Raw genomic sequence first — 13497 nt, 5'->3', positions numbered from 1 at the left:
ATATTTTAAAAGAAGGTCTTATGTAAATTTTTACATAAGACCTTCGTTTTGTGTTAAAATATAACTACTGTATTTTAAACGAGGATAGTTATATGACTGATACTACATACATTTTGGCTGTAGATCCAGGTAATGAGAAAACTGGTGTGGCAATTTTAACACCGTCTGGTACTATGGTTTGTCGTAAAATTATTATGACAAAACAATTCAACCATGAAATTGAAAAAACATTAACTGAATATTATGGAATTGTTCATATTGTATGTGGAAATGGTACAAATCATAAATATTTGTATCCATCTCTTCAACAAATTGGACGAAATCATAGAATTACGACTAGCTTAATTGATGAGTCGCATAGTACGGAGGAGGCTAGAAAACTATATTGGAAATATAATCCTCCTACAGGATGGCGTAGAATTATTCCTACGTCTATGCAATTTCCTCCAGAACCTGTAGATGATTTGACCGCATTTGTTATTGGCTTGCGGTATACAAAACAGTTGAGCCAAGCTGCTAAAAACATACATGATGATGCGATGGACGCTAGTGTGTTAGAAGAAAAAAGATTACATGCTATGGAACAGTTGTACGGTAAAGGAGAAGTGCATGAAAAATGAAACTTCAACTCATAACTGGTCAAATTTTATTATGCGTTGCTTAATGATGATTTTAGGCGCCCTAATTTACACTATAGGCTTAGATTTATTTTTAGTACCGAATAGTATTATCGATGGTGGTGTAGTTGGTATTTCTTTGATGGCTGCAGAGCTTTCTGGAATTTCATTTAGTATTTTTGTCGTACTCTTTAACTTGCCTTTCTTATATCTTGGTTATAGAGCTAACGGCAAAAATTTTACCTTTTCTACACTCTTCTCTATCGTATGGATGGCTATTTTTTCAACCTTTGCTCATGATTTTACACCAATTACATCGGATCCGTTTTTGGGTGCTATCTTTGGTGGTATCATTTTAGGTATTGGGGTAGGTTTGATTATACGTAATGGCGGTTCTTTGGATGGTTCTGAAATAGTAGCAATTATATTTGATAGGCGCTCTACGTTCTCAGTTGGTGAAATCGTAATGGCCATGAATCTTATTATTCTCGGTGCTGCAGGATTTGTATATAGTTGGAATAGCGCTATGTATTCCTTAATCGCTTATTTCATTGCTTATAAGATGATTGATATTACAATTACAGGTCTTGATGAATCTAAAGGGGTAATGATTATTACAGATGCAGAGAACTCTAAGAATATTGCGGATGCATTAAATGCGAACCTTAATCGTGGTGTTACAATTATGTATGGTGAAGGGGGCTATTTAAAGCAACCTAAGCATGTTTTATATTCTGTAGTAACAAGACTTGAAATTATGAGGTTAAAAAATACTGTTTATGAAGTAGATCCATCGGCATTTATTACAATTCAAGATGTACATGATGTATTCGGTGGTAGATTTACAAAAAAAGGTCATTAAGGGGTTAATATGAGTAATAAAATAGTAAAAGAAATATTAGATTGGATTTATGCCATTGTATTGGCATTAATTATAGCCATGGTAATTCATATTTTCTTGATTCAACCAACACGCGTATCTGGTGAATCAATGGAGGATACATTACACAATGGTCAATATTTAATCGTAACAAAGTGGCATCATATTATGAATGAAATGCCAAATTATGGACAAATTGTAATCATTGATAGTCGCGTTAATCGTGCACGTACTTGGGTAGATGATGTAGAAGAACCATTAATGAACTATGCATCGGTATTTAATAAAGCGGCACAAACAAATGATGTTTGGGTAAAACGCGTTATTGGACGTCCTGGTGATGTATTGGAATTTAAGGATGGTCATGTATGGCGTAATGGTGAAGAATTACAAGAACCATATACTAAAGATACAATAATGAATTATACACGTTCTACATCTGTTACAGTTCCTGAAGGTCATGTATTTGTGATGGGAGATAACAGAAATCATTCCAGTGATAGTCGTTTTATTGGTCCTGTTCCAGTTGATCATGTGCTTGGGTTTGTATCCTATGCAATTTAATGCTTTAAAAAGCCTCTCTATAGTAGTAATTACTATAGAGAGGCTTTTTGTATTTATATAATAGTTATTTATAGCTTAATATTTTTAATGACATAATTTAAGGGAAAATATATGATGAATGGCATTGATAAGGTTATTACTAATAGAAATTAGAAAAATAAAATATAGATATCAATAATAGAATAAGGGAATCTAATTATATTTTAGGTGTATATATTAATAAAACATATCAAATAATGTAAAATTTATTATTTATAATAATTAAAAGTTGTAGATTTATCGTCTAAAATACATGAATTTTAGATAAATAAAATGAAATTGTACAAAATTTAATTTCGAGAAATACAGGTGAAATCTATGTTTATAAGTTTATTTTTATTCATGAAAGAAATTTCATAAAATTTAGTTGTATAAAATGCTTTACAAAAAAATTAGACGGTGATATATTCTAATCACAGCAAGGCACCACTAATAAAGAGGTGAGGCTGTGATAGATAATATAGTCGAGGAAACGTGGACACTCCTAATATATCTTTCATAGTTATACCGCTTATACAGTGAACGTCTTCTGATACTATAAATTCTTATTTATAAGAAAGAAGGAATTCATTATGAAAAAACAATTCGCAACAATTTTTGCAGCAACAGCAGTATTAGGTGTAACAACAGCATTCGCTGCTAACCCATTCTCCGATGTAACTCCAGATAGCTGGGCATACCAAGCAGTATCCCAACTAGCACAATCTGGTATCGTTAATGGTTATCCAGATGGTACTTTCAAAGGCCAAAACAATATCACTCGTTATGAAATGGCTCAAATGGTAGCTAAAGCAATGGCTAACCAAGATCGTGCTAATGCAGAACAACAAGCAATGATTAACCGCTTGGCAGATGAGTTCTCCAATGAGTTGAACAGCTTGGGTGTTCGCGTATCTCGTTTGGAAGATCGCGTAGGTAATGTTAAAGTTACTGGTGATGCTCGTATTCGTTATCAAGGATCTGAAGATAAAGGCGTTTACAAAGCTAACAGCAAATCCTTAACAGATGGCCGTGCACGTGTTCAATTCAATGGTAAAGTAAATGATAAAACTGAAGCTGTTGTTCGTGTAAAAGGTGGTTATGAATTCGGGGATTCTACAAAAGGTGCTGATGCAACAATCGATCGTGCATATGTAGATCATAAATTTGGTAATCATGTATCCGCAAAAGGTGGTCGTTTCCAACAAACAATTGGTAGCGGTTTAATGTACGATGATACATTTGATGGTGCTCAATTGAACGTAGGTAATGACAAAGTTCAAGTACAAGGTGCTTATGGTTATATGATGGAAGGCGCTGCTGATGGCAACTCCAAATCCGATAATCCTTCCGTTGCATATGTAGGTGTTAAAGGTAAAGTTGGTCAAGAATCTACAGTTGGTGGCTTCTACTCCAAATTATCTAGCGGTAACTTGAACCATAACGGTTCCACAGTAAACTCTGATAGCCAAGATGTATATGGCTTCAATGCAGACTTCCGTAAAGACAAAGTTTGGGTTGGTGGTGAATGGTTGAAAGCTTCCAACGTAAATGATTCCCAAGCTTGGACAGCTGGTGTTGGTTATGGTAATTACGACATCGCTAAAAAAGGTACATGGGATGTGAAAGGTCAATACTTCAACCAAAAAGCTAATGCGCCAATCGTAAGCTCCACTTGGGATCAAGCTTATGATTTAACTAATACATCTAATGGTTACAAAGGTTATATGGCTAGCGTAAACTACGCAGTACAAGATAACGTAGGCTTATCTGCTGGTTATGGTTTCAACTCTAAGGACCAAAAAGGTAACGATCTCTCCGATTTCTACCGCGCAGAATTAAACTACAAATTCTAATTCCCTCACAAACAAAAAAGACTTCTTCGGAAGTCTTTTTTGTTGTATAAAAATATATAATATTTTATTTTGTATATAATAGTATATATATAGTAGAATAAATTCATATATAGTAAATATTCAAATTTAATTAGATTAGTATATAAAGATAAGTATTACACAATATATTGTATGAGGTATTTATGAACCATTTATACATAAAAACACCTAATGATAATTAATAAGTAGTATATTAATTAGATATACTTCATAATAAATGTGATAATAAATCTCATTTATTATGAAAATAGATAAATTTTGATATTTTTAGTAAAAAAAATATCATCTATAAAACTAGATAATATCTAAATTTGAGGGCATTTTAAATTATAAAATTTTTATAATGAGAATGGAATTGAGAAAAAAGGGTTTACACGAAAATTAGGTTATGCTAATATCACCCTACAAGAAGTAACAAACACATGAAACGAAGAACTTCGATGCAGAATGTGGCGAGGAAACGTGGACACTCCCAAAAATTCTTAATCTGAAGAACAGAGTAGAATGTGAATGTTATGACTTGTAACATTTTATATTTCTATTTTTCAGAAAGAAGGAATTCAACTATGAAAAAACAATTCGCAGCAATCTTTGCAGCAACAGCAGTTTTGGGTGTAACTACTGCATTCGCAGCTAACCCATTCTCCGATGTAACTCCAGATTCTTGGGCATATCAAGCAGTTTCCCAATTGGCAAACGCTGGTATCGTTAATGGTTACCCAGATGGCACTTTCAAAGGCCAAAACAACATCACTCGTTACGAAATGGCTCAAATGGTAGCTAAAGCTATGGCTAACCAAGACCGCGCTAACGCTGAACAACAAGCTATGATCAACCGTTTGGCTGACGAATTCTCCAACGAATTGAATAACTTGGGCGTTCGTGTAGCTCGCTTGGAAGACCGCGTAGGTAACGTAAAAGTTACTGGTGATGCTCGTCTTCGTTACCAAGATGCTGAACATGCTGACTCCAAATTCGACGCTCGTGCACGTGTACAATTCAACGCAAAAGTAAACGACCGCACTGACGCTGTAGTTCGTGTAACTTCTGGCAACTTCGAATTAGGTGACTCCACTACTAAAGGTAATGCAAACGCTACAATTGACCGCGCTTATGTTAACCATAAATTCGGCGAACGTGTATCCTTGAAAGCTGGTCGTTTTAACCAAGTTATCGGTGGCGGCTTAGCATTTGATGGTACTTTCGACGGTGCTCAATTGAACGCTGGCAACGACAAAATCCAAGCTCAAGCAGCTTACGGTTACATGGTATCCGGTGAAGCAGCTGGCTTGACTAAAGATCAAAATGTAACTAACACTTACCTTGGCTTGAACGGTAAAGTAGGTAAACACACTATGGTTGGTGGTTTCTACGATCGCGTAAACCAAGATAGCACTAATGGTTACAAAAATATCTACGGCTTCAACGCTAATGCTAACTTCGACAAAGTTTGGGTTGGTGGCGAATGGTTGAAAGATTCCCACGTTGACGACTCTCAAGCTTGGACTGCAGGTCTTGGCTATGGCGACTACAACATCGCTAAAAAAGGTTCTTGGGATGTTAAAGGCCAATACTTCAACGCTAAAGCTAATGCTCCTATCGTTGATACTACTTACAACCACATCTACCCTACAGATGCTAAAGGTTGGATGGCTTCCGTTAACTATGCATTGCAAAACAACGTTGGCTTGTCTGCTAACTACGGCTTCGACTGGAAAGACCAAGCTGGTAACGATCTTTCCGACTTCTACCGTGCAGACCTTAACTACAAATTCTAATTTGATAGTTAACTATATAAAAGAGACTCCTTCGGGAGTCTCTTTTTTTGTGATTAATATATATTCCTATAATAAATTGATATAGAATACCCTTTATTATGCTATTTTAGTAATATACTGAGTAATTTCATGTAATATTTATTACTAATAAATTTGGTTACTAATAAAGTTGACTCATGTGTTTTGAAATTCCATTTTATATTGATGTATTACTGTATATTTCTATCTATATAAGCTATATAAATGGTATAATAAAGAGTATTAGATTTTCTTGTAAAGGAGGTAAGAATGAATCCTTCTTTTTCTCATGTTAAAATGGTGGCTATAGATTGTGATGAAACCTTGGTACGAAGTGATAATACTGTTTCTGAGTATACAGTGAATGTATTACATCGTTTACAAGAGAAGGGAATTTGTATAACAATTGCTACGGGACGTATGTATCAGACAGCAAAACCAATTGGTTCTGCATTACACCTTGGCAATGTTCCTATGATTCTGTTTTCTGGTGGATTAATTCAGGAGTTGGAAACGGGACATAAGCTATTTGAACAAACAGTTCCTATAGATGTAGTGCATCATATTTTTCAACTCGGTCAACAATATAATTGGCATATACAAGCTTATGTGAATGATCATTTGCTATGTCATCATAAAAACTGGCAATCTGATCGTTATGAACATCAAACTGGGGCTGTAGCTGAATTTTTAGGTGATGCAATCTATACACTTTCTTCTGAACCTAATAAGCTTATTGCCATTGATACAGAAGAGGGCATTGATCGAATTATTGAAATCTTAATGCCTTTAGTTGGTAATGAAGTTACATTGGTACGTAGTCAACGAGATTTCCTTGAAATTACTGCACCTAATGTATCAAAAGGGTGTGCATTAGCCCGATTAGCTATAGATAATCATATTGATTTAGCAAATATAATTTCCTTTGGTAATGCCGAAAATGATATTTCTATGTTAAGTGAAACGGGATATTCGGTAGCCGTTTCAAATGCTACGGAACATGTTAAATCTGTGGCTCATGAAGTATGTGGCCATCATAATGAAGATGGTGTAGCTCACTGGATAGAAAAGAATCTTTTATAATGGAGTAAAACTATGGAAGCATTTCGTTTATTAATTGTTACAGGCATGTCTGGTGCCGGTAAGACCCAGGTACTACAAGCTTTAGAAGATATGGGCTATCTATGTATAGATAATATTCCGCCTGTACTTATTCCTAAGTTAAGTGAAATTTGTCGACAAGGTGGAGAACGTACAAACCGTGTAGCTTTAGTCGTAGATATTCGCGGTGGTGAATTTTTTGAAGCCCTTTCTTCTTCTCTTGAAACTTTACGAGAAATGAAGGTAAATTATGAAATCGTCTTTATGGATGCTACTGATGAGACTTTAATTAGACGATATAAAGAAAGTCGTCGTAGCCATCCATTGGCTCCAGATGGACTAATCACTACAGGATTAAAAGAGGAACGCCAAATTTTAAATTCTGTACGTCATAAAGCAGACTTCATTATTGATACAACAAATATGAAAACTGCCAGTCTTAAAGAGTATTTAAAAACTCGTTTTACTCAGGTGGATGAAGGCCTTGGCATGTCTATTACAGTTGTAAGCTTTGGCTTTAAATATGGTATTCCCCTAGATGCTGATATGGTTTGGGATGTACGATTTTTACCAAATCCATTCTATATTCCAGATTTTCGGCATAAAACAGGCCGTGTAAAAGCTGTAAATGAATACATTCATTCCTTTGAAGTTACAGAGGAATTTAAAAAACGATACTTTGATACCATTGATTTTCTTGTGCCTAATTATGAGCAAGAGGGAAAATCTCAATTTATCGTGGCTGTAGGTTGTACTGGAGGTATGCATAGATCTGTGGCCATGGCAGAAGCATTATATTCTCATCTCTTAGAAAAGGGGTATCGTGTTTCTGTAGAACATCGTGATATGATGAAAAACAATGTAGAAGAAGATTATAATCCTCATGAGATTAAAACACTTGGTAACTAGATAGGGGTCTTTATGTTACGAAAAAGATGGTTTCGGTGGCTTATTCCGGGCCTAAATATAAAACGTTGGCTTGCCCTCTTTAGTTGTGGTGTAGGTCTTTTAATCATTGGCATTTCTTTGATGTTTAACTATCAATGGCTTGCTGTTCTTGAAGATATTGTACTAGCCTTTTCCTATAATATGACGGGCTTTTACAATTATAATGTACTCATTGCTGTGGGTGCTGTTATGTTGTCGATTGGTGCCGTTCTTATGTTAATCGGTACTAGTAAGGTTGTTAAAACGATTATTCGCGCTGTATTACCTAATCCTGATAGTAAAGTATCGGATATTATTTTCCAAAATATACGCTTAGATAAAGGTCCTAAAATTGTTGTTATCGGCGGTGGTACAGGGCTTTCTAATTTGTTGCGTGGATTGAAAACACACACATCTAATTTATCTGCTATTGTTACAGTTGCTGATGATGGTGGTTCATCTGGTCGTTTACGTGAAGACTTTAAAATGATTGCCCCTGGTGATTTGAGGAACTGCTTGGTTGCATTAGCAGAACAAGAAGGGGTTATGGAAAATCTTTTCCGTTATCGCTTTGAAGGGAAAAATGAACTATCTGGTCATAGTTTTGGTAATCTTTTTATTACAGCATTGGCTCAAGTATATGATGGCGATGTGGAGGAAGCACTTGAAGCGGCAAGTAAGTTATTACGTGTACGAGGCCGTGTAATTCCTTCATCTACAGAGTTTGTTAAGTTGATAGCAGAGATGACAGATGGTACCACTGTAGAAGGGGAAAGTAATATTCCTAACTCGGGTAAACGTATTCGCCATATGTATAGTGAACCTGCACAGCCTAAACCAGAGGGGGCTGCTTTGCGTGCTATCGATGAAGCAGATGTAATTATCTTTGGACCTGGTAGTTTATATACTAGTATTATTCCTAATTTATTGACTGATAAGCTAGCTTCTCATGTAAGAGCAAGTAAAGCCAATAAAATTTACATTGCTAATGTTATGACTCAACCTGGAGAAACGACAGGCTATACGTTAAGTGATCATGTAGAGGCTCTCATTGCTCATGGTGGTGAAGGTATTGTGGATACCGTACTGGCTAATGATGGTCCATTACCAATTCAAATGGTTGAGCAGTATAGTGCAGTAGGTTCTGAACCGGTGGCATTAGATACTAAGAAGCTACAAGCTAAAGGGATTCGTACGATTCGAGCTACATTGATAAGTCCTAAAAAGCCGGCTGTTCATGATCCTGAGCGGCTAGGTAAAGTAATTATGGATATTGTTCATGCTATGCAATCAGATACTGAACCACATATCTTAGAGTATTATCTCCAACGTGATGATCATTAATGAGAAGGGATACCTATGTCATTTGCTGAAGATGTAAAAAATGAATTATGCCAATATGAATCCTCTAGTGATACAGATGTGGCCATGAAAATTGAAGCGTCTTGTTTATTGCGCATGGGTGGTTCTATCATTCTGGGAATGAAAGGTGCTGTTGGTATTAGATTAGCTACTGCAAATAATGCAGTAGCTCGTCGATTGTTAGGCATATTAAAAAAACAATATGAATTACCTACCAATGTATTAGTACGACAAGGGTTAAACTTGCGTAAGAAAAATATGTACACCTTATCGGTGGAGCCCTCTATAGAAGGGCGACAGGCTTTAGAAGATCTTGCTCTATGGCCAGTAACTGAGCAAATTCCTCGCAGTTGGCTTAAATCTATGGAGGCACGTCGTGCCTTTTTACGGGGCGCCTTTTTAGGTGGGGGCTCTGTTAATAAACCACAAAGCGACTATCATCTCGAGTTTATGACTGGTAATGAGAATTTTGCTAAGGAAATTATCCATGTGTTACGACTCTTTCATATTCATGCAGGCTTAACCGAGCGAAAGGAAGAGTATGTGGTATACCTTAAAGAAGGTGATGCAGTAACAGATTGCTTACAAATTATGGGGGCACAATCAGCACTGATGGAGTTTGAAAATGTGCGCATTATGAAGACCGTACGTAATCAAATTAATCGACAAGTAAATTGTGAGACTGCTAATTTGCAAAAGGTTGTAGATGCTGCGGTACGTCAGGTAAAAGCGATTCGAATCATTGATAGAGAAATTGGTATAGACGAATTGCCTGAAAAATTACGAATTGTAGCTAGATTGAGATGGGACAATCCAGAAGCGAGCTTGAAAGAGCTTGAAGAATTGATGGATGGAGAATTATCCAAGTCGGGTATTGGCCATCGTTTAAAAAAAATCGAAGCATTAGCACTTACGTATGACCCGATGGGGCTTGAAGAAATATAGAGGTATTAATTTATGTTTTCTTATAAATCAAAATATTGTGTAGCTGCGGCGATGGCCGCCATGGCAGCTCTTACAGGCCATGTAGAGGCTCGTGATATAGATTTACAATCAATTGGATATTTTCAGTTTTCTCCGTTACCACCAAGTTTAGTATCTCAAACAGATACATTGTTATTATCGGATAGCCCTGAATATGTTGGGCCCGTAGGTGGCACGCTTAGCGCTGGTACAATTAATGGGAACGGACGTATTTACTTTTATCATGTAAATGAAATGGATCAGCCCCATAAGATTGCTATCGTATTAGAAAACCAAACAGCGTATCCTAATACTGTTCATGTGATGAGACAGTTAAAATCGGTGGCTACACCAGATTATTTTGCGGCTGGTCGTGATTTATCCCGTAAAGATTTAGAACATCCTTTAGATGAAAGTCCTAATGCGAGACCTTTATATTCGTTAAGTATTCCACCACAAGGACGTCAGTTAATCTTTACTGATCTGGAAAATACTCCAGTATATCAAGATGCTTTATTTACTGGTATTGTAGATATCAAAACAGAGGCACCAATCTTTGCCCGTGTTATGATGCTACCTATGGGTATGGATGCCATTGATGCATCTCATTGGGCTAAGAATTTACCTATTGATGAAATTCAATTACGCGGTACATATACGGGGGCTAAGCGTAATATGGAGGTTACCACACCTTTTGATACTACATTAGGTGGTGCCTTCGTTGAAATTGGTAACGACAAAGAGGATGCGTTTATCAATGGTGTAGATGAAATGCAAAATAAATCATTTGTTCGTGACCGTGGTAATTATGGTGTTTCATATACTTTAAAAATTCCTACCAAAGGTAATGAACCATTTAGATTGTATTTTAACCCTCTTGGTGGACCATATTCCGGTTCCTTTACGGTAAAAGCACTTCACCAACAGGGTGCTCGTAGAGGCCAAATAGATACACGGACCTATCATATTGGTGGTGCCGATGGCATCACTGCCTTAGGGGACGGTACTATATTAGATAGTCGTCTTATGGGCAATTATAATGCAGGGGATTTATTAACCTTGAATTTTATGCCTGCTGGAGCATCTAATTTGCCGATTCGATTCTTATTGATTCCTGAATCTCTTGCAAATCCACAAAAACATCAGACTATTGCGGTCAATGTACCAAAAGATGTAACTGACACTTTAGGGCACCCAACTCAAAGTGGCACACAAATTCCTGTAGGTCCTATAAACGGTAAAGATACCAATAAAGGAACTGTAGATAGTTCTAAATCAGCTATGACTCCATCTAAACAAGCAGAAACAATTGCTCATGAAGAAACAAAAAAATTGAGTAATAAAGCTGTGGCAGATGCTAAAAAAGAGGGGCAGCTCAAAAAAGCAAAAGATGCAGAAGAAGTGTTAGCTCGTAAGAAGGCTGAGGAAGCTCGTGTAGCAGCGGAAAAGGCAGAATTGGCGCGTAAAGCAGCAGAAGCAAAACATGCTGAAGTGGAACGCAAGTTAGCAGAGAAAGCTGAGGCGGATCGCAAAGCGGCCGAATTGAAGGCGGCTCAAGAGGCTCAAGCTGCAAAAGAAAAAGCTGCCTTGGAAGCTAAAAAAGCTGAGGAGATGCGACAAACAGAAGAAGCTAAACGATTGGACGCTGAAAGAAAAGCTGAGCTTGATCGAAAAGTAGCTGAAGCACGTAAGGCTGAAGAAGAACGCAGAATTGAAGCTGCTCGCATTGAAGCCGCTCGTAAAGCTGAAGAAGCTAGACAAGCCGCAGAAGCTAAGGCTCGTTTTGAAGCACAACGGGCAGCAGAAAAGGCAGCATTAGAGGCGAAAAAAGCTGAAGAAGAACGCTTAGCTGCTGAAGCAAAAGCGCGTTTAGAAGCGCAACGAAAAGCAGAACAAGAAGCATTAGAAGCACGCCGTGCCGAGGAAGCACGTAAAGTAGCAGAAGCAAAAGCGGCACTAGAAGCACAACGTGCAGCTGAACAGGCTGCATTAGAAGCAAAACGTCAAGAGGATGCTCGAAAAGCGGCAGAGGCAAAAGCTGCCTTAGAAGCACAACGTATTGAAGCCGCTAGAAAAGCAGAAGAAGCACGCCGAGCAGAAGAGGCGCGTAAGGCCGAAGAGGCTCGTATAGAAGAGGCACGTAAAGCAGAGGAAGCTCGCGTTGCAGCAGAAGCAAAACGAGCAGAAGAAGCGCGTAAAGCTGAAGAGGCCAGAATTGAAGCTGCCCGTAAAGCTGAAGAAGCACGCGTTGCGGCTGAAGCAAAACGTCAGGAAGAATTGCGTAAAGCAGAGGAAGCTCGAATCGCAGCAGAAGCGAAACGGGCAGAAGAACTTCGTAAGGCAGAGGAAGCACGAATCGCAGCGGAAGCGAAACGTGCAGAAGAGGCTCGTAGAGCAGAGGAAGCACGTCGCATAGAAGAGGCTAATCGAGCAGAGAAAGCCCGCAAAGCAGAAGAGGCACGTGTAGCTGCCGAGGCACGTAAAGCAGAGCAAGCTAGGTTGGCTGCAGAAAGAGCAGAAGCTGAGCGCCAAGCAGCAGAGGCAAAACGTATTGCTGAAGAACGTTATCAAGCTCATTTAGAAGCGGAACGTAAAGCGGAAGAAGCACGTCAACAAGCTCTTGCACAAGCTGAAGTTGAACGTAAAGCACAAGAACGAGCTGAAGCGATTCAACGCGTTAAAGAACAACAAGAAAATGCTCGTCGTCATGCAGAGCTTGCTCGTCAACAAATTGAAGCGGAACGTAAAGCTGCACAAGCTGCTAAAACAGGACCTTCCTTCAGTGAACTTGATGATGTACATAAGGATGCACCAAGTGTAACTATTCCAAATGCTGTATCTATTGATGAGTTAACTAAACCTAGACCGACTGCATCTCAAAATACACGTCGTCGTAATCAGCGTCAACTTCAACAAAATCAACAACCTGCACAGCAAAATCCAATGATCTATGATCAACAAGGCCAAGTACCACCTGATTCACAGCAAGGCCAACAAAGCGATGATCAAAATTCATCAAAATTGAACCCTATGGGGCGATAAAATTTGATTATAATAATAAAAATAATTTATAGTTAATCATAGATTTCTTAAGTGGAAATGGTTGTCGAAGTATAAAGAGGACAAGCTAGTTTATTGGGCTTGTCCTCTTTTTAAAATACGTATGAACTTTTGCTTTTACATTGACTTTCAGGGGTAGATTCAGTACAATAAATAAAGATAATGCAATGAAATGGTACGAGAGACCAGTGCATTTTACAATACCTTTTAAATTGGTCCAGAGAGGCTGATAAAGGACATATAGTTGAAGCGCCCTCAAGGGCTTCTTTGTGCAAACTATGCGACCTTTTGCCCTGGGCAAAAGGTCTTTTTTG

The 13497-nt window shown here is 37.8% G+C and carries 10 protein-coding genes; all 10 read left to right on the top strand.

What is annotated here, in order from left to right; all coding sequences use genetic code 11:
* Positions 1–92: 92 nt before the first annotated feature.
* The 10 genes from RWP19_RS04920 (at position 93) to RWP19_RS04875 (ending at position 13165) form a co-directional block, all read left to right on the top strand.
* Positions 93–620 carry a hypothetical protein gene (locus RWP19_RS04920; RefSeq protein WP_314356696.1) on the top strand — a complete coding sequence of 176 codons (528 nt, stop codon included), beginning with the start codon at positions 93–95 and terminating at the stop codon, positions 618–620.
* Positions 610–1479: a YitT family protein gene (locus RWP19_RS04915; protein WP_314356695.1), complete on the top strand. Its 870-nt coding sequence runs from the start codon at positions 610–612 to the stop codon at positions 1477–1479. Before RWP19_RS04920 ends, RWP19_RS04915 begins: the two co-directional genes overlap by 11 nt.
* Positions 1480–1488: 9 nt before the next feature.
* Positions 1489–2061: a signal peptidase I gene (gene lepB / locus RWP19_RS04910; protein WP_314356694.1), complete on the top strand. Its 573-nt coding sequence runs from the start codon at positions 1489–1491 to the stop codon at positions 2059–2061.
* 611 nt (positions 2062–2672) lie between these two features.
* Positions 2673–3935 carry an S-layer homology domain-containing protein gene (locus RWP19_RS04905; protein ID WP_314356693.1) on the top strand — a complete coding sequence of 421 codons (1263 nt, stop codon included), beginning with the start codon at positions 2673–2675 and terminating at the stop codon, positions 3933–3935.
* Between the two features lie 605 nt (positions 3936–4540).
* Positions 4541–5752 carry a putative porin gene (locus tag RWP19_RS04900; RefSeq protein WP_314356692.1) on the top strand — a complete coding sequence of 404 codons (1212 nt, stop codon included), beginning with the start codon at positions 4541–4543 and terminating at the stop codon, positions 5750–5752.
* Between the two features lie 288 nt (positions 5753–6040).
* Positions 6041–6853, top strand: a complete 813-nt coding sequence (locus RWP19_RS04895; RefSeq protein WP_314356691.1) for a Cof-type HAD-IIB family hydrolase — start codon at positions 6041–6043, stop codon at positions 6851–6853.
* A gap of 12 nt (positions 6854–6865) precedes the next feature.
* Complete coding sequence (gene rapZ / locus RWP19_RS04890) at positions 6866–7780, top strand: RNase adapter RapZ (RefSeq protein WP_295257978.1); 915 nt, start codon at positions 6866–6868, stop codon at positions 7778–7780.
* Positions 7781–7792: 12 nt separating this feature from the next.
* Positions 7793–9142: a uridine diphosphate-N-acetylglucosamine-binding protein YvcK gene (gene yvcK / locus RWP19_RS04885; protein WP_314356690.1), complete on the top strand. Its 1350-nt coding sequence runs from the start codon at positions 7793–7795 to the stop codon at positions 9140–9142.
* Between the two features lie 15 nt (positions 9143–9157).
* Positions 9158–10105: a DNA-binding protein WhiA gene (whiA, locus tag RWP19_RS04880; protein WP_295209112.1), complete on the top strand. Its 948-nt coding sequence runs from the start codon at positions 9158–9160 to the stop codon at positions 10103–10105.
* Positions 10106–10117: 12 nt separating this feature from the next.
* Positions 10118–13165 (top strand): ATPase, encoded by a 3048-nt coding sequence (locus RWP19_RS04875; RefSeq protein WP_314356689.1) that lies wholly within the window; start codon positions 10118–10120, stop codon positions 13163–13165.
* Positions 13166–13497: the final 332 nt, after the last annotated feature.

It is taken from the genome of uncultured Veillonella sp., from assembly GCF_963522475.1.
In the GTDB taxonomy this organism is placed as follows: domain Bacteria; phylum Bacillota; class Negativicutes; order Veillonellales; family Veillonellaceae; genus Veillonella.
Note: the sequence above shows the minus strand (reverse complement) of the source record. Positions and strands in the feature narration are given on the sequence as shown.

Excerpts from the sequence above, each read along its gene's own strand:
- RWP19_RS04920 (WP_314356696.1), top strand. The coding sequence starts at position 93 with ATGACTGATACTACATACATTTTGGCTGTAGATCCAGGTAATGAGAAA.
- RWP19_RS04915 (WP_314356695.1), top strand. The coding sequence starts at position 610 with ATGAAAAATGAAACTTCAACTCATAACTGGTCAAATTTTATTATGCGT.
- lepB (WP_314356694.1), top strand. The coding sequence starts at position 1,489 with ATGAGTAATAAAATAGTAAAAGAAATATTAGATTGGATTTATGCCATT.
- RWP19_RS04905 (WP_314356693.1), top strand. The coding sequence starts at position 2,673 with ATGAAAAAACAATTCGCAACAATTTTTGCAGCAACAGCAGTATTAGGT.
- RWP19_RS04900 (WP_314356692.1), top strand. The coding sequence starts at position 4,541 with ATGAAAAAACAATTCGCAGCAATCTTTGCAGCAACAGCAGTTTTGGGT.
- RWP19_RS04895 (WP_314356691.1), top strand. The coding sequence starts at position 6,041 with ATGAATCCTTCTTTTTCTCATGTTAAAATGGTGGCTATAGATTGTGAT.
- rapZ (WP_295257978.1), top strand. The coding sequence starts at position 6,866 with ATGGAAGCATTTCGTTTATTAATTGTTACAGGCATGTCTGGTGCCGGT.
- yvcK (WP_314356690.1), top strand. The coding sequence starts at position 7,793 with ATGTTACGAAAAAGATGGTTTCGGTGGCTTATTCCGGGCCTAAATATA.
- whiA (WP_295209112.1), top strand. The coding sequence starts at position 9,158 with ATGTCATTTGCTGAAGATGTAAAAAATGAATTATGCCAATATGAATCC.
- RWP19_RS04875 (WP_314356689.1), top strand. The coding sequence starts at position 10,118 with ATGTTTTCTTATAAATCAAAATATTGTGTAGCTGCGGCGATGGCCGCC.